This is a genomic window from Clostridium sp. CF012, assembly GCF_018861755.1.
Taxonomy (GTDB): domain Bacteria; phylum Bacillota; class Clostridia; order Clostridiales; family Clostridiaceae; genus Clostridium_AD.
Map to the genome: position 1 here is coordinate 227,278 of NZ_JAHLEF010000002.1, position 18,987 is coordinate 246,264.

Genomic DNA, 18,987 nt, shown 5'->3' on the forward strand with positions numbered 1-18,987 from the left:
GCCAGGACGGCAGGCTAGGGAACCCGAGGCAGGACGCCGAGTGTGAGCGGTAGAGAATTTTATTTTTGCAAAAGATTAGAATTTCTTAATGCAATTTCACGTTTCAAGCACTTATTGCAAGGCACGTAGGAGAATTATTCTACGTATACTCCAGCTTTACTTTGCTCCCACCCTGTCCCTGCTCTGCCGGCGTTACTATTAGTTTTATAGGAACCCTACTCTTAAGCTCCTCCACGTGACTTATTATTCCCACAGAAAGCGTACTTGAATGAAGCTTCTCAAGTGAATTCATTACTATTTCTAATAGATCCGTGTCTAAAGTTCCAAACCCTTCATCTAGGAAGAAGAATTCTAGTGGAGCACTACCTTTTAATTGAATTTGTGAGGATAGTGCCAGCGCAAGACATAATGAGGTTAAGAAGGTTTCTCCACCGGATAAGGTGTTGGTTTCACGTCTTGTTCCTCCATTGAAATCATCCCTCATTATAAAAGCTCCATCAGAGTCAAGCTCTAAGGCATAACGCCCCCTTGTTATTTCCTTTAGGCGTTTTGAGGCTTCCAATGATATATATTTAAGTTGCTTCATGGCTACATATTCCACAAATTTATTCCCTTGAATTAAGGTGTCAAGCTCTCTTAAAAGGCCTAGCATATGATCTACTTCGCTGCGCTTTATTATAAGTGCTGCAAACTCTTTTAGTTTTCTTTCCATTTCCTCAAGTTCACGATTTTCAGCACCTATCGCTTTATTTTTTTCTTCTAATACATTTTGTAATACTTGCCTTTTTTCTTTTAGCCCTTCCCATAAAATAGGGTCTATCTCTTTTCCGCGAAGAAGGGTTTCTACTCTTTGCAAATTATCTAAAACTCTACGTAGTACCTCTTCGTACTGTTTTATTTCACCATCCAAAATCAGCAATGCTTGTTTTGTAATTAAATAGTGAATAGCTATTTCACTATTTTGGAAGGAATTTTCACTTAAAACAATTTTTAATTTTTCTTCTCCTGTAGCGAGTAGCTTTAAAAGCATTTTACTTTCCTTTTCTTCACTGGTTTTCTGAGTTTCCACATTTTGCTTTTCTATATTTTCTCTTTCTAAAACTTCTTTTAAATTTGCCTCATTCAAAGTTATGCTTTTTATTTCATCTCTTACCTTTTCTATTTCAACTTTAGGTGTGTAATCTAGTGCTGGGTCCATTGAAGGCTTGATTCCACAAAGTTCCACAATTTGAATAGTCAAACGTTTTATTTCCGCCTTTTTTTCCTTGCCGCTGGTTTCTATTTCTGTTTTTGAGGTGGTAAGTTCCTTTAAGCTTTTGTCTACTTCCCACCTTTGCTTTTCTAATAAAACTAGCTCTACTCTATATTTTTTAGCTATGGTAGACAGTTTTGTCACTTCATTATCTGTAGCTTTAAGCTGCACTATTTTTTCACTTATAGATACTGATGATATCCCGCCACTTTGATCTTGCTTAAGGGAGAGTTCTTGCCTGGACAAGAATTCCTCCATTAGCAAGTCTTCTTTCAAAAGAATGTACTTGTCTTGGAGTATCTTTAGTCTTTCTGTGGCAATAGATAGCTCTACAATTATTGCTATTAGCACTTCTTTTTCCTTTTTTAAACCCTCTGACAGTCTTGCTTCCTCCAAATCCACTTTACTTTTTTCATCTTGAAGTACAACTAATGCTAAGTCTAGCTCAGTTTTTTGCTTATTGTAGGATTCTGTGTTTGCTCTAAACTGAAGTAATCCCTTTTCACTTAGGTTCTTCTGCTCTTGTAGCTCTTCCATATTTATGTCACGTAGTTTTTCAGATACTTCTGAAAGACTGTTATTTATATGCTGTGCATCTCTTAAAAGCTCTGCAGCTTTGATTTGATCTTTTTGAAGTTCTTTAGAGTGTTTTTCTAAGTTTAGCTCTACACTTTGCTTTAGTTTTTTCTTTTCTTCTAAGTCTGTGTTTATTATTACCTGGGCTAAATGCGTATGATGCTCCGATCCACATACTGGGCAGAGGTCCCCTGGTCTTATATTAGAAGCTAAAACTGCTGCCATGCCACCTAGTTCTATGTCTTTTATCTCAGTTTCTATGGTTTTAAGCTGAGCTTTTGCCATTTCTATAGTTTGTGACCTGTTTTTTAAATCTGAGCTAACTTTTTCACTTTCAATGTTAATAATTGTATATTTTCTTCGGAGTTCTTCTAATATTTTTTGGTTTTCTACAGCTTTTTCTAAAGTATCCCGAAGTGTGCTATAAGCATTCTGCTTGTCTAACAACAAATTATTATCTCCCGGGAAATTATTCGCTAGAATTTCATTTTTTCCCCCTAAAACCACTAATTTATTCCCACTATTTTTCTGAAGTAATAATGCTTCACTATGACGTGCATCCGTTATTTGTATGGCTTTTTGGGAGGATTCCTCTTTATTTTTAAGCCCTTCTACATTTTTCACCATAGCTAAAACTTCTAGCTCAAGATTGTAGGTATTTTGCAGTTTTTCCCTATATTCTGGAAGTATTTCTATTTCATTTAGGCGTTCTTCTGTAATTTTTAGTTTATTTTCTGTTTCTGATTTATTTGTTTCTAGCAGATTATAATTTAAATTCTTTTCATTTATATTTATCATAAGTTTTTTATATTGTTCTAAAAGAATATCTTTTTCCTTTGCTAGATAGTTTATTTTTTCTTCAATAGTTATAGCTTGCTTAAGGCTTACTTCCTTTTCAATTAAAATAGGAAGTTTATTGTTTTTATTATTTAAGGCTCCCTCATAGGAGATTTTTGTTTTATTTAGCTTTTCACTTAGGGATATGAAATCATTGTTTAGTTTTTGGAAGGTTGCTTTATTTATGACTAAAGACTCTTTAATCTCATCTACATTGTCAATAAAGGGTTTTACATTTAGTGCTGCGCTTCCTTTTGTAAATTTGTCACTTTTATTTTTTATTTCTTCTTCCTGAAGCTTTAACTGGGTTACCTTTTTTACATACTGGCTTTTTTCTTCTTGTAGCTCCCATAGGGTTTTATATTCTTCATATTGTTTGTCTATTGTACTTTTCTCAGTTCTGAGGTCCTTTTCTTCTTTTTTTAAGTCGGATAGTGAAGCTTCTAATACCTTATGTGCTTCTTCCCCTACATTTTCATAGCCCTTCATTTCTCCATCAAGCTCATTTTTAGTTTTTATGTTTTCATTTCTAATTGTTCTTATTTTCTCATAGAGCTTTGTGCCGTATTTTTCTAAGGCAAATATTCTCTCTAGCATATTTCTTCTATCTTTTCCTGAAAGTTTTAAGAATTCATTGAACTTACCTTGAGGTAGTACTACAGACCTAGTAAAATCTTCAACTTTTAGTCCTATAATATCTATAATGTTCTCTTCTACATCCTTTGGTCCTTCTGCTAGCACCTTGTTTGCTTCTGCGTTTTCCTTGTTTATTTCTATAAGTCTTGCATAGGCAGTTTTGAAGTATCCAGTTTTTAATCTCTTAATACATCTTTCTGCTCTATATAGCTTTCGAGTTTTTCCTACCCCTATTTCAAAGTCGTAGCTTATTTCTACCACATTGGTTTCTGTGTTTACAAACTCCTTAGTATCTCTGGATACTTTTCCATAAAGAGCTATGGTTATACCATCTAAGATGGTGGATTTACCACTAGCTGTAGGACCGAAGATACCGAAAAGTCCTTTTTCTGTAAGCTTTGAAAATTCTATAGTTTGCTCTTCTACAAAGGAATTGAGGCCCTTTATTTTAAGATTAACTGGTTTCATTTTCTGCTTCCCCCTCTATTGCTATACTTAAGAATAATTCCATTAATTCTTTTGAAGGCTCGAGTCCTGCTTTTTCCTTTATAAAATATTCTTTAAATAATTCTTCCATGGATTTTTCCCTTAGGCTTTCAGCTAAATCTTCTTCCCGCTGCTCGCCTTCTAGTATTGGCTGTATGGAAACTATGTCACGGCGATTGCGTTTCATTTCCTTTATGTGTTCTGTACTAATTATCTCTTTGGTCTTTATTTCAAGGTATACCCAAATGTTTCTCTCGCTTTCTGCTATACATTTTTCTAAGGCCTCTTCCACACTGTTACATTTCCAAACTTCTATGGGCTTATAGTTTCTGAACATTATCTGTGATATTTCGGCTTCGCCACCAGCTTTAACCTCTACTAGATATGCTCCCTTACTATAATTTATTTCACTTTTGCTATATTGAATTGGGGACCCGGAATATCTTATTTTCCCCTTAGTTCCTGGTACCTTTTGTGGTCTATGAAGATGTCCGAGAGCTGAATATTGGGCATTTTCCGGAAATTTAAGTGGAGAAACTGAAAGACTCCCCCCCAGTTGTATACTTCTCTCTGATCCACTTTCTTCTCCACCCATAACATAGAGGTGAGATACTGCTAAATTTATGGTATCATCTCTATATTTAGTGGATAATACTTCAAATAGTTGTCCTATTCTATCAGAATAGCTTTTTTGCCTATCTTCATCAGTTAGACCCATTGAAAGCACTTCGTTAAGCCTTTTTTCACTTGGGTAGGGCAGTGTTATAATAACTGCCTTCTCCCCTCTTATACTAAGCTCTAAATAACACTCTCCACTTTCTATTATTTCGAAATCGCATTTGTTTTCAGCATTGTATTCTCCAAAGCCGCCTTTTCTTGCTGCGCTTTTTGGTTCCCCCAGTAGTATCGTTCCATGTTTATAAGCAAGGGGACTAGCTGCAACTAGCCTCTCTGGATTGTCATGATTGCCTGCAACTACAAGCACTGCTGTTTTACCACTACTTGTGATTCTCTTAAGAGTACTATAAAACATAGTTTCTGCCTTTGCGGGAGGATTGCCATTGTCATAGATATCTCCAGCTATAAGCACTAAATCTATATTATTTTTTTCCACTATTTCTATAAATTCCTCTAGAAATTCTTCCTGCTCCTCTAGCCTACTGTATTGCTCTAAGGTCTTTCCCAGATGCCAATCAGAGGTATGAAGTATTCTCATTTTATTCTCCCCTTTCCTAAGAACTCTATTTAACTTCTACGGCTTCATCTATACTAAATAAATATAGGTAGCTCTCTTTAACTGTTTTTCCAAGAGTAGCCTTAAGGGCCCTAGCATAATAATCCAGCTGAGACTTATATCTCTCTACTAAAGCACTCGCATCTCCATTTTTTACTGAGTCCGTTTTATAATCTACTAGGATTATTTCTCCATCTTCCTCAAAATAACAATCAATAATCCCTTGAAGCATTATTTTTTCTTCTCCATATATGTCGCTGTCCAGATTTTTATATATATCTGTTGAGTTAATTTCCATATGAAAAGGAACTTCTCTTTTTAATAGATCCAGCCTATAGGCCTTTACCATCCGAGCTCCAAGCTCTGTATTAAATAACTTTACTAGTTTTTCGGCCCGTACGGCTTTGGCCTCTTCCTTTGACATTAATAGCTTTTCAACATAAATTTGGATTTGCGCCTCTATCTCACTTGTGTTTGCCACCTTATTTAAATCTAATCTTTGCACCACTGAGTGCATGGCGGTTCCTTTTTCTGCTGGTGTTAACCCCTTTATTTCTTCTAAAAATTTGGGCTTGCTTATAAGTCTAGGTACATACATATTTTCTGAGGTTCCTTCTGTAAGCTCTACATTGAATTTCCTTTTTAGCTCAGTTACTGTAAGTACTGTAGGCATTTTTGTGGACATTTCGTATTTATAAACAAACCCTAGCCTTTTTTCTATCTCCGCAAGGTACTTCTCATCTGTGACTTTTTCCTGAAGCCTTGTTAACTTTTCCTGCGTACTCACAAGGGCTTCTTCCTGCTCCTCTTGTGATATTACTATGTCATCTCTATTCCAAAACCTAACTTGCCAGCTAGAGGGATGATCTAGTAGGTTTACGTTATCGTCTTCTATTCCGATTAGTTCTCTTAGCATTTTTCCATCTGGATGCCTTATTACGGATGGCACAATCCAATCTAAATAGCTTTTAGCTTTTAAAATTTCGTATTCTCCAAGTTTTTCAGTGTTTTCTTCTAAACTAAAGCTCATTCTTCCTATGTTTTTCTCTATATTTTTCATTGACCCAGTAATTATTAGCTTTTCCTTTGCTCTTGTAAAGGCTACGTATAGCACTCTCATTTCCTCTGAAAGGCTTTCTATCTTTATTTTCTTTCTTAGTGCCTGTTTTAGAACTGTAGGGTAAGATATTCTTCTTATTGGGTCTACAAAATCTGGACCGTAGCCTAAATCATGATGGAATAATATACTCTTATTTATGTCCATGAGGTTAAAGTTTTTTCCTGTACCACTTAGAAATACTACTGGGAATTCTAACCCCTTACTTTTATGAATGCTCATTATTCTAACTACGTTTTCATTTTCCCCCAGAGTTTTAGCGCTACCCATGTCTCCACTGCTTATTTTTAGCTTATTTATAAAATTTATAAAATTAAATAATCCCTTATAGCTAGTTTCTTCATATTGCCTAGCTCTTTGAAAAAGCACTCTTAAATTTGCCTGCCTTTGGATTCCCCCTGGCATGGCTCCTATATAACCGTAATAGCCAGTGTCTGTGTATAAATACCAGATAAATTCATCAATGGGCATATACTTGCAGATTCTTCTAAAGTGGTTTAATCTTTCTAGGAATTTAGTGAGTTTTTGGGTTATGGAGGCGTTTTCCTCTTTGTGCTTTGTTTCCTCGTCGTGTATATAATTTAGCATAGCCTCATAAAAAGAGATTTCCCTTTGACCTATTCTTATGTCTACTAACTCCTCTGGGGTAAATCCACCTATTGGGGAACGTAGTACTGAAAGCATAGGGATATCCTGTCTTGGGTTATCTATAATTTGAAGAAGACTCATGATTATTTGAATTTCTAAGGTGTTAAAGTATCCTGTGCCTGTATCTGCATAAACTGGTATACCGACCAGCTTTAGCTCTTCTAAAAATGAAGGTGCCCAATTTGAGGTAGCACGAAGTAATATTACAATATCCTTATAATCCACGTTTCTATAATTTTTAATGTTTTTATCATAAATTTTAAAAGCCTGGTCACCCTCATGTAGCATTAATTCTTTTATTCTTTTAGCCACAATTCTAGCTTCTAACTGAATATTTGTAGGGGTTTCTTCCTCAGAGCTTTTGACTAGTTCCTCGCCCTCTGAACCATTTTCCTCTTCAGAGTCTTCATTTTCCTGCGTGATATCCATGACCTCCTTTTCAATAAGATGTAGCTCCACAGGTCCACCTGCTACTCCCGGCTCCTTGAGCTCTTCAAAAAATGCTCCTAAATTTAGTGCTTCTTCATCTGTGTAGTCAAGATCTCCAATGTTTTTACACATTATTCCTTTGAAGATATAGTTTACAGCATTTATAACTGGTTCTCTGCTTCTAAAATTTTTGTATAGTGTTATTTTTCTGGTTTTTGCACCATCTTCTTTGGAATAGGAACTATATTTACCTAGAAAAAGCTCTGGTCTTGCCTGCCTAAATCTATATATGCTCTGTTTTACATCTCCTACCATAAATACATTTGGAGCCCCTATTTTTTCTCTTGAAATTATATTGAGTAAGGTTTCCTGAACCATGTTGCTATCCTGATATTCATCTATCAAAATTTCTTCGTATTTATTTCTTAGTTGTACCGCTACAGGAGAAGGTTGTGGTTTTCCATCAGAATCTAATACTATTTCTCCTTGCTTGTCTTTTTCCATTAAAATATCAAGGCAAAAATGTTCAAAGTCGTTGAAATCTATAATTGACCGTTCTTTTTTCTTTTGTGTGTATTTTTCCTGCAAATCTATAACTAGCTGTGATAGCGCCATCATTTGTGGGTATAGTTTTTTAATATCTTCAAGAGCTGTTTCTGAATTTGCGCCCATTACCTGCTGGGATAGCTCTTGTAATTGTTTTTTTACCTTATTTCTTATCTCCTGAACTGACTTTTGTTTTTCTTTATCCTCGCAGCCCCTTATTGTAGGTAGCTTTTGGAAGTTCAATATTTCTATAGTCCCTGCCAATTGCTCAAAAGAATTTTTAGATGCAGATAAAAGATCTGAAATTATGGCTAAATCAGCTATAAAAACTTCATTATACAATGCTATAGCAACGCTACCCTCTACAATTTTCAATGCCTTTATCATTACTTTTTCAATACCTTGCAGCTCTATTTTTATATCTTCCATTAAAACCGTTGCCCAAGGGGTATCGCTAAGGCTGTAACCTTCTTTAATGTTAAAATCCTCCGCCGCATTTAGTAGCCACTTTGTTGGATCTGTAGAACTCATGGCAAAATTATAAAGGCTAAGAACTATGGTTTGGAGGCCTAAGTCTTCTTTATTATTACTGTAGGCTTCGACTAGCTTGATAAAGCTAGGCGCTTCCTCTAGGCTTAAAAAGCTAGATGTTGCAGCTAATTTTTCAAAACTAGGGTCCTGCTCTAAGGCTCGGCTGCTATTTTCTTCTAGGTTTTTCTCTGATTCTTGATTGTTCTCCTCTTCTGCAATGGACACGTATCTTTCTTCAAAAAGCTCTTCTAGGGCTTCCTGTTTTAAAAGTACGGCTTCTGTTGTGTCCGCTATACGAAAATTAGGGTCTAAATCTACTATATGAAAATTACTTCTAATAACCTCAAGACAAAAGGAGTGAATAGTTGTAATGCTAGATTTATTTAATAGTGTAAGCTGTCTTTGCAATAGCTTACTTTGTGGATTAATACGCAGCTCCTTTGAGATTGCTTGCGCTATTCTCTCTCTCATTTCCGATGCAGCTGCATTTGTAAAGGTAACTACTAAGAGCTTGTCTATATCTGTTGGTCTCTCTTCATCCGTAACTATTTTTATTATTCTTTCAACTAGCACTGCAGTTTTTCCGGAACCCGCAGCTGCGGCTACTAGAATATTGCAGTCACGAGTTAATATAGCCTTTTGTTGATCCTGCGTCCATGAAACCTTTTTTTCCACTTGCACAATTCCGCCTGTATCCTTTTCCATTATTCTTTACCTCCCGTCTCTTGGGCATTTGCATTATTTAACTGCGCCTGGCCATGTGATTCCTTTTCAGCTCCAGGATTTATCTCTCCACTCGATATATCAAATTCATTACTTAAGATTTCCCAAATTTCCTGGTCCTTTTTATCCTTTATTATCTTATAGGTATTTTCCTTTAATGTAGGATCAAATTGACAAATAGCTGAGTATTCACAATAAGCACAAGGAGTCATATCCTTTTTCTTGTAGGGTTTTATGTCTATTTCCCCACTTAACATTTCCTCACAGGTACTTATTAAGTTTTCCTTAACATGTTTTAGCAACATATCAAATTGCTCTTTTGTTGCTACCGATGATCTTGAGCCTAATTCTCCATCTTTTTTAATAGAGGCTGGAACAACTAGAGAGGCACCTTGAATATTTCTATCCATTTCTCTAATTATTTTAGTATCTGCTAGCAGTAGCCCCTTCATTTTCAAAGCCTTCATTATAGCTTTTTCCAGTTCCTCTTCATCTAAATTATTTTTAGCTTTTATTACTGGATCATCTATTTTAAAATATAGTATACCCGCTGGGAAAATTGGCTCCTTTGAAAGTTCGGTTTCATTGGTAAGCATGGCGTCTAAATAGGTCAATAGCTGTATTTGAAGTCCGTAATATACATCGGATAGTTTAAAATCCTTATTGCCGGATTTATAATCTATTATTCTGTAGAATTCTTCGCCTTCAGTTATTAACTTATCTACCCTATCTATTCTGCCCACCAAATTCACGATTTCTCCTGTGGATAGTTCTACTTGGATTGGTGGATAATCTCCCTCATTAAAGCCAAAGGATACTTCATAGCCAAAAGGTTCAAAGCCACTATTTTTCATCTGCTCAACTATGACAAAGATGGTTCGCTTTAAAACTCTTTTCAATCTCTCTGTAAAGTACTTATACCTAGGAGTACTGTTTAGTACATACCCACTTGCCCCTTGATCTGCTTCTGTTTCTACAATGGTTGAGATACTTGTCTCGCACCAATTTTTATCAAGATCTGCCCATTTTAGTTCACTTTTATCCACAAGCTTTGAAAAATTATCAAGGACACTGTGCATAAAACTACCTAGATCCGGGGAAGAAAAGGTAAAAGTTTTTCTTTCCTTTGCTTTTAATCCATATTGCACAAAATATGCAAAGGGACACTCTTCATATTTTTCTATTCTAGATACGCTAAAATAGTTTTTATCTCCATAAAGTAGTTTTACTTTTTCTTTTTCCAACATCTTTACTTCATTCTTATAGTCGAACCCTTGAAACATGCTGTCGCTCTTTTCTTTCCATTCTATTTGTTTTTGGTACCACTTATAAACTTTAACCCAAAGTGGGGATATATACCCCTCCTCTAAATATTTTCTAAGAGCAAAGATTAAGCCATTAAAGGTGGGAACTTTGGCACATACCTCTGAAAGTTCATGAGCTTCTTGCATATCCTGTATGCCTTGCATCTCATGAATATCGTCAATATATTCCGTTAAACTGCTTTGTTCTATAAGCCCTTTAAATAAGGCTTTAAATCTAGATATTATAATAGAAGGTCTTAGAGTTTTGCCTTCGTAATCTCCCAAGGGATAACTTATATTTAAATATTTACTTGGGATAGTTATTGTAGCATAGATTAAATACTGCTCATTGAACACTTCCGTTTTTGTGTCATTGGCCAATTCTACTCCCTTTTCTTTTAAGATTAATCTGTCACTGTCTGTAAATATTCCCTCTTCCTTATTGGCCTTTGGGAAGACTCCATCATTTACACCTATAATGTATAAGGCACTTATGTCGTGACTTTTTATCCGATCCAGGCTTGTGATGGAAACTCCATCTAGTGCTGGTGGGATAAGTCCCATTTGATGTTTGCTAAAGCCCATGGATAGGATTTTTACAAACTCCTCAAGGGATAGGCATTCACTACCTAGGACCTCTACCATCTGATCTAGTAGTTCCATAACTAGGTTCCATATTTTGCCGTACTCTGTTACCTGCTCTTGGGCACCATCATTTTTAAAATTCTCTATCCACCCTTCTAGAGTTTTATATACCTTTATGCACTCCAGGAATTCAAATAGGGCAGTGCAAATTTTTATTGTGGTGTTTTTACCTTTTAATTTTTCATTTAAGGCTAGTAGTGGCTTTATGAAAGTATCTCTTGTATCATTTAGAATTTTGATGGTAGCTTCTATTTTTTCAGCTTCCACTTCTTCGTAGGCTCTTGGGTTTTCAATGCTTGGTTCTGGGTTTTCATTATTTACTTCTAGCTTTTGATATTCTAGGTGCTTTTGCCTTTCCCCAGATGCTGTATTTTCTTCAAGTTGCTGATTTCCCTCAGGTTGTCCATTTTCTTTAGATTGCTGATTTCCCTCATATCCACCATTTTCCATGGTCTTTTGCAGCTCCATTTCCGCTGCTTTTCGGTCATAGTAATCTCTAAAATAATATTCTATTTTCTCTTGCCATAGCGTGGCTTCTGTCCATTTTTTCTTGCCCTTTATGCCTGTTTCTAGTACGAAGTTTTCTAGTATATCTATACACTCGATCTCAATATCTAATAGGCCTGTTTTGAGATACCTAAACACTGATTCATAACTAAAATTCTTAGTGAAGATCTCAACGGTGGATGTTATTAATACAATTAAAGGATTACTTGTAATATCTTTTTTCTTATCTATAAATAAGGGAATGTTATATTCTGTAAAGATTGCTTTAATTAACTTTTCATAGGCTGGTAAATCTCTAGTTACTACTGCTATTTTATTAAATCTTATGTTTTCATCTCGGCAAATTCTTAAGATATCCTTTGCCACATGCTCTATTTCAGAATAGGCATTTAACCCTTTAAACACCTTTATATTTTCACACTTTTCGGTGGATGGAGTGTAGGGGAAGGCGAAGTAATTTTTCTCAAGAAAAGAAAGTTGTGCATTATCTTTAAATTTATGATTTTTATTGGTTTGTAGTTCTATAGCTTTTTCTATGCTAGTTCCAGTTTCTTCAGCTATTTTTAAAAGCTTATCTTCTGTAGATTTTATAGAATAAAAAGCATCAGATTCTTCCATACCTTTTGAATGCTCGGAGCTTTTTAGTGGCAGGGTTATATTTACCCTTTTAGCCTTTTTAAATAGTTTTTCTATTATTCCAAATTGCTGTGGTGTAAAGCCCGTAAACTCATCTAGCCAAAACTCTGAACCATCAAAAATATTACATTCATCAAGGGCACTATATAAACGGGTCAAATCGTCATCTGGGTCCGCGTAGTTCTGATTTAAAATATTATCAAATTCTCCATATATAAGGGATAAATCAGTTATTTTATCTATTAACAAAGGGGTTTCCCCTAATTTTTCTTTTACCATATTTAAATCTTCCACAGAGATTCCATATTTTTTAAACTCTGTAATGGCACTAGCTACGTTATCTACAAAGCCTTTTTGCCTGGACGCTGCACTAAATACCTTGAATCCCTCTTGTTTCTTTTGCATTATGCTGTGAATAAGCATTGCTTTTCCTGAGGCATCTATAGCTTTAAGATTTATGCCTCCAACTTCACTAAATACTTTGTAAGCTAACCTATTAAAACTAAGCACTTGGACGTTTTTTATTCCTGTGGATCCAACTACTTTTATAAGATTTTTTTCAGCTTGAAAGGAGAATTGTTCTGGAACTAAAAGTACTAGTGGTTTTTCACACTCTTCTACTTGCCTTTGCTTTATATCCGCGAGGCAGAACGTACTTTTCCCTCTTCCAGCTCCTCCATAAATAAATCTTAAACTCACAAAAACACATCCCTTCTTTTTTATACTTTAAGCAATATGAAAATAAATAACAAGCTTACTGCTTGTTATTTATTATAATTGCCTCTATATCTTACATCATGTATAATTTTACCATAATAAATATCTTTTCTCTAGCGGTTATCCTTATATTATAACATGTGAAGTATATGCTGGGGACAGTCTTTAACAATGTCCTTCTTCATTAGATAAATAAATTTTTCACAAACAGGCATGAAGTAGTTTCGAGGTATATAATAAGGATATTAGTTATATTATAAATTCACATTATAGGTTAAATTTTTTTATTATTTTCAATAACATTTGTATTACTATAATTTATTATTATAGTAATACAAATGTAAAAAAACATAAATCAGAATCATTACTTTCGAGTACTAACATATTATATTTGTCTATGTGACTTTATAACGTTTCTAAAAACTAAATATACAAAGGAGAGGAATCTAATGTTTAAAAAATTTACAAAAGGTTGTGTTAATATTGTCCAAAAGTATTTGCCAGACCCATTCATATTTGCTGTACTTCTAACCTTTTTTGTATTGGTTTTAGGTGTAGTTCTTACTGGTCAAAGTCCTTTAGCCATGACTATTCACTGGAGTAAAGGCTTGTGGACATTGCTGGCATTTTCAATGCAAATGGCATTAGTATTAGTTACAGGCCATGCGCTTGCCAATGCACCATCTTTTAAAAAGGGTCTTAAAACCCTTGCTAAAATACCTAAATCACCAACTCAAGCGATTGTTCTTGTTACTCTTATTTCTACTATAGCTTGTTGGATTAACTGGGGTTTTGGACTAGTTATTGGAGCTATTTTTGCGAAAGAACTGGCTAAAGAAGTTAAAGGTGTAGATTATAGGCTTTTAATAGCTTCTGCTTATTCAGGCTTTTTAGTATGGCATGCTGGGCTTTCCGGTTCTATACCACTAGTAGTCGCTGCAGGTGGTCCTGACGTAGTAAAAGCTACTGCAGGCGTTGTCACTACAGCTATACCAACCAGTACTACATTATTTTCAGGTTTTAATTTAATTATATTAGGTGTACTTTTAGTAACATTACCTCTTATAAACAAAGCAATGCATCCTGATAAGGCTAATACCGTTACTATAGATCCAAAGCTCTTGGTGGATGAACCAGTGGTTATAATATCTAAGGAATCAATGACTCCTGCTGATAAACTTGAGAATAGCACTATTATCTCAATGCTACTGGCACTTATGGGCTTTAGTTATATTATTTATTATTTCGTTAAAGGTGGTAGCCTCGACTTAAACATTGTTAATGCTATCTTCTTATTCCTTGGAGTTGCTCTTCATGGAACCCCTAGAAGGTTTGTTGCTGCAATAACAGATGCTGCTAAGGGAGCTGCTGGGATTATACTTCAATTCCCATTCTACGCAGGTATTATGGGGATGATGGTAGGTACAAGCGTTTCAGGAATTTCTCTTGCAGGAGTTATGTCTACTTCTTTCGTTAGTATATCTAACCAACGTACCTTCCCACTATTCACTTTCTTAAGTGCAGGACTTGTTAACTTCTTTGTACCATCTGGTGGTGGGCAATGGGCTGTACAAGCTCCTATTATGATGCCTGCTGGTGCAGCCCTTGGTGTACCTGCTGCAAAAACTGCTATGGCTATTGCTTGGGGAGACGCATGGACTAACATGATTCAACCTTTCTGGGCATTACCTGCTCTTGGAATTGCAGGACTCAATGCTAAGGACGTAATGGGTTTTTGTATAGTTGATTTATTATACTCCGGTGTTATTATTGGACTCGGATTATTCTTTTTTTAGAAGGTTTTATTTTAATAGTTATGAGGATGTCCCCCTCTAGAAAGTAATTTCTAGAGGGGGACATCTCTTTTTTCTTCTGAACCTAAAAGGCGGATTCCAAGGAATCCGCCTTTTAGGTATAATTTATTATCTATACATCCATTATTTTTAGATTTTCTGATATGATGAGTTCTGCACCCGTAAGTGATTTAACTTCTTCAACTGTTGTGTCTTTATGAATTTCAATAAGTACAAGCCCCGTGTCCGTAACTTCCATTACTCCAAGTTCCGTAACTATAAGGTTAACTTGCGCTTTTGCGGTTAGTGGTAAGGTACATTTCTTTAATATTTTAGGAATTCCTTTTGCTGTATGTTGCATTGCAATAATAACCTTTTTAGCTCCTACTACTAAATCCATTGCTCCACCCATACCAGGAACCATTTTGCCTGGTACAATCCAATTAGCTAAATTGCCTTCTTGATCTACTTCTAGTGCTCCAAGAACAGTCATGTCAACATGTCCGCCTCTTATTAAGATGAAAGACATTGCGCTGTCAAAGTATGCTCCACCAGGAAGTATTGTAGAGCATTGACCACCTGCGTTAGTTACATCATTGTTTTCCTCTTCCTTTAGCGGAGTTGCTCCCATTCCAACCATGCCATTTTCTGATTGGAAAGTAACATGGACACCTTCTGGAATATAATTTGTAACCAATGTTGGAAGACCTATGCCTAAATTAACAAGTTGCCCATCTTTTAATTCTTTACCGATTCTTTTTGCAATGATTTGTTTTGCAAGCTTACTATCTGTAATCATATTAGTTAGCCTCCCCTATTATATAATCAACCAATACACCTGGAGTAACAATATTATTTGGATCAAGCTCTCCTGCTTTAACGATACTTCTAGCTTCTACTATTACAATTTCTGCAGCAGTAGCTATAGTTGGATTAAAGTTTCTTGTCGTTCCATAATAAACTGCATTTCCAATTTCATCTACCACACTTGCATAAACAAGTGCTAAATCTGCTTTAATTGGAAGTTCTAATAAATATTCTTTTCCCTCTATAGTAAGTTTTTGTTTTCCGTCTTCCACCATAGTACCAACTCCTGTAGGCGTAAGCACTCCACCAAGGCCAGCTCCCGCTGATCTTATTCTCTCAATTAATGTTCCTTGTGGTACAAGTTCTACTTCCATTTTTCCTTCTGTCATAAGTCTTCCGGTCTCAGCATTTGTTCCTATATGAGAAGCTATAACCTTTTTAACTTGTCCATTAACTATAAGTTTCCCTATACCTCTATCTACATAACTTGTATCATTTGCTATTATAGTTAAATTTTTAACATTTGATTCTATTAATAAGTCTATCATCTTTTCTGGTGTTCCACAGGCTAAAAATCCACCTATCATTATTGACATTCCGTCTTTAAGTAATGGTCTAACGCTATCTAAAGATACAACCTTATTCATTTACTTCCCCTCCTTTATTTTAGTACAATTGTAAACTTTGCAACACTTATGTTTATTTTTATTTTAAAACAAAAAAGACCCTGAGTTTTCAGTGCCTTAATTAACAAAATACTAAAACTGTTAATGCAATGAAAAAACTCTTCTTCCGCAATTGTATTTATGTATTTGTGTGTTTATGTGGAATTATTAAATTTTATTTTTTATTTCTGATTTAATTATAGTCCTTTAAAAATTTATATACAAGGTTTTACAAGAAAATTGTATTTTTTTATAATTTTCTGTAATTGTTTGCAAAAATACATTTATTTATATGGTAAAAATTGAAGCTACGCTGAGTAAGTAACTCTTCCTATGAAAGAAATTACAGATGAATTTCTTTGAATCCTCAATGAAAATGCATTATAAAATATGCTAAATTTTGTATATAAAATAGTGAATATCTGTGCTATAATTTTTATATTAATTATCTAACGAGACAAGCATTAGGAGGTTTATAATGTATAATTTGAAGAATTTTTCTGAAATAGAAGTAAGCAAACTGTTAGACGAGATATTACAAAGATATGATACTATTTGTAAATGTGAAAAGTGTAAATTGGATATTAAGGCTTTAGCATTGAACGCCTTGTCCACAAAATATATTGTTTCTGAGCAAGGTGAAATATATACGAAAGCACTAAATGAAGTTGATAAACAAGAACAAATTAATGTTGTCATGGCTATTACAAAAGCTATAGACATAGTATCTGCTAATCCAAAGCATTAGATAAGGTTTAACGCTGATTAAGTAAATGTTCATATGGAAATTGATTTTAACACTGCATAAACAGTTTGAACTAAAATAAGCCCAATAGAGTGACAATAATATGCCTACTCTATTGGGTATTTTTATGCTCTAGATTGTGAAGTTGAAATCATGTATTGGTAGGGCTCCCTTTTGTATTTCTATTTTGTGCTTTGAAGTTTTCCTACGATTATCTCTTTCATTTCTTCTAATTTCTTTTCTGATATTTCTAAAGTTTTCCCCTTAGAATACATATATATTTTAATTTTCGGTTCTGTACCTGAAGGTCTTACAGCATACCAGCTCTCATCATCAAAATAAAATTTAAGTACATTAGATACTGGAATTCCAGTAGATTCTTCTGTGCCAAGAGTTATGTCATAAGATTTTTGTATATCATAATCTATATATTTAATAAGCTTTGCGTCGCCTAAAGTCTTTGGATTGTCTTTTCTGTATTCTACCATCATTCTAGAAATTCTCTTTTGGCCTTCAATACCTTCTAAAACTATAGATAATAGATTTTCTCTATAATACCCAAATTCCTCATAGATCTCATTTAGTATATCTATTAGAGTTTTTCCTTGTGATTTATAGTAAGCTGCTGCTTCGCATAAAAGCATGGAGGATATTACCCCATCTTTGTCGCGAACAAAAGTACCAGCAACATATCCAATGCTTTCTTCATATCCAAAGATAAATTCATTGCTATTGTCCTTCTGGAAATCAGGAATTTTACCACAAATGTTTTTGAAGCCTGTTAGTACTTCGAAGGTTTCTACACCATATTTTTTAGCTATTGCCTTGCCTAGATCCCCTGTTACTATGGATTTTACTATGGCTGCATTCTTTGGAAGTGTGCCTTTTTCTTTCATTCCTTCTATTATATATTTTATTAAAATAGCTCCTGTTTGATTACCATTGAAGGCAACATATTCACCATTTTTATCTCTAACCATTATGGCAAGTCTATCACAATCTGGGTCTGTAGCTATAAGTAACTCTGCCTCTTCTTTTTTACCAAGAGCCTGAGCATATTTAAAGGCCTTTACATCCTCTGGATTTGGGTATCCAACTGTTGTAAAGTCTGGATCTGGATTCTCTTGCTCTGGCACTACTATTATATTTGTAAAACCTCTTTCCTTTAGGACACGCCTTACAGGTATATTTCCTGTTCCATTTAGAGGAGTATACACAATTTTTATATCTTTATCTACGTCGTCTCTTATAGCTAGACCTTTTACTTTTTCAAAGTATTCATCATCCATGGCTTTTCCAAGCATTACTATTAATCCTTTTTCCTTTGCTTCTTCCATATCCATGACTTTTATAGCACTAAAGTCTGAAATGCTCTGAATTTTTTCTGTTATATCTTCTGCAATAGATGATAAAATTTGCGCGCCATCTTCCCAATATACCTTGTATCCGTTGTATTCGCGAGGATTGTGGCTAGCAGTTACTACTATTCCTGAGGCAGTATGTAATGTTCTTACCGCATAAGATAATTCTGGAGTAGGTCTTAATTCTTCAAATAAATAAGCCTTTATTCCATTTGCTGCTAAAACTTGCGCTGCTGTAGCTGCAAATTTTTCAGAAAAATGTCTACAGTCGTAAGCTATAGCTACGCCTCTATCCATATATTCCTTGCCATAACCTTTAATATAATCTGCAAGTCCTTGAGTTGCTCTTGAAATAATGTATATGTTCATTCTGTTAAGACCCGCGCCTAATTTCCCTCTTAGCCCTGCAGTTCCAAACTCTAAATCCATGTAAAACCTGTCTTGGATTTCTTTATCGTCTGCGGCTATTGACTTTAATTCTTCTCGGGTCTTTTCATCAAAGTATTCATTATTTAACCACTCTTCGTATTTTTTCATATAAGTCATTTTAATTCACACCTTTCCAAATAATTACTAATATTATATAACATTATACATTATTTCCTATGTTTTTTAAACAAGACTTTTTTAGGTGTTTTCGCAGGGATGCATGGGACGTGTGTGGACGGTTAACAAATAATTAAATAAATATTTATTTAATTATTTGTTAACCGTCCCTTTTGGTGTTGCTATTTTTGGTTAATGCTTTAGGGTTGTTAACCGTCCCCATGATTTTTGGTTAATGCTTAAATT

9 protein-coding genes are annotated in these 18,987 nt (G+C 34.8%); 2 read left to right on the top strand and 7 right to left on the bottom strand.

The annotated features are described in order from the left end of the window. Positions 1 to 139: 139 nt before the first annotated feature. Genes KPL50_RS03635 through KPL50_RS03650 form a run of 4 tightly spaced genes read right to left on the bottom strand, consistent with a single transcriptional unit; the run spans position 140 to position 12,806 of the window. Complete coding sequence (locus KPL50_RS03635) at positions 140 to 3,769, bottom strand: AAA family ATPase (RefSeq protein WP_216297080.1); 3,630 nt, start codon at positions 3,767 to 3,769, stop codon at positions 140 to 142. Beyond that, positions 3,756 to 5,003 (bottom strand): exonuclease SbcCD subunit D, encoded by a 1,248-nt coding sequence (locus KPL50_RS03640; RefSeq protein WP_216297081.1) that lies wholly within the window; start codon positions 5,001 to 5,003, stop codon positions 3,756 to 3,758. The genes KPL50_RS03635 and KPL50_RS03640 overlap by 14 nt, the downstream gene beginning before the upstream one ends. Positions 5,004 to 5,028: 25 nt before the next feature. After that, entirely contained in the window at positions 5,029 to 8,997 is a 3,969-nt protein-coding gene (gene addA / locus KPL50_RS03645; protein WP_216297082.1) for a helicase-exonuclease AddAB subunit AddA, read from the bottom strand. Further along, positions 8,997 to 12,806 (bottom strand): PD-(D/E)XK nuclease family protein, encoded by a 3,810-nt coding sequence (locus KPL50_RS03650; protein ID WP_216297083.1) that lies wholly within the window; start codon positions 12,804 to 12,806, stop codon positions 8,997 to 8,999. Before KPL50_RS03650 ends, addA begins: the two co-directional genes overlap by 1 nt. Positions 12,807 to 13,273: 467 nt before the next feature. Here KPL50_RS03650 and KPL50_RS03655 point away from each other — a divergent pair, with 467 nt between their 5' ends. Beyond that, a complete protein-coding gene (locus tag KPL50_RS03655; protein WP_216297084.1) occupies positions 13,274 to 14,620 on the top strand; it encodes a TIGR00366 family protein in 1,347 nt (448 codons plus the stop codon). A gap of 130 nt (positions 14,621 to 14,750) precedes the next feature. Here KPL50_RS03655 and KPL50_RS03660 read toward each other — a convergent pair whose 3' ends face one another. Together KPL50_RS03660 and atoD are read right to left on the bottom strand one after the other, a co-directional pair. Then, positions 14,751 to 15,416: a 3-oxoacid CoA-transferase subunit B gene (locus KPL50_RS03660; protein ID WP_216297085.1), complete on the bottom strand. Its 666-nt coding sequence runs from the start codon at positions 15,414 to 15,416 to the stop codon at positions 14,751 to 14,753. Position 15,417: 1 nt separating this feature from the next. Continuing rightward, positions 15,418 to 16,071, bottom strand: a complete 654-nt coding sequence (gene atoD / locus KPL50_RS03665; RefSeq protein ID WP_216297086.1) for an acetate CoA-transferase subunit alpha — start codon at positions 16,069 to 16,071, stop codon at positions 15,418 to 15,420. Between the two features lie 496 nt (positions 16,072 to 16,567). Between atoD and KPL50_RS03670 the strand changes: the two genes are divergently transcribed. Continuing rightward, positions 16,568 to 16,837 carry a late competence development ComFB family protein gene (locus KPL50_RS03670; RefSeq protein ID WP_164958080.1) on the top strand — a complete coding sequence of 90 codons (270 nt, stop codon included), beginning with the start codon at positions 16,568 to 16,570 and terminating at the stop codon, positions 16,835 to 16,837. Between the two features lie 179 nt (positions 16,838 to 17,016). On the opposite strand, the gene KPL50_RS03675 is transcribed toward KPL50_RS03670, so the two are convergent. Beyond that, positions 17,017 to 18,741, bottom strand: a complete 1,725-nt coding sequence (locus KPL50_RS03675; RefSeq protein WP_216297087.1) for a phospho-sugar mutase — start codon at positions 18,739 to 18,741, stop codon at positions 17,017 to 17,019. Positions 18,742 to 18,987 lie beyond the last annotated feature (246 nt).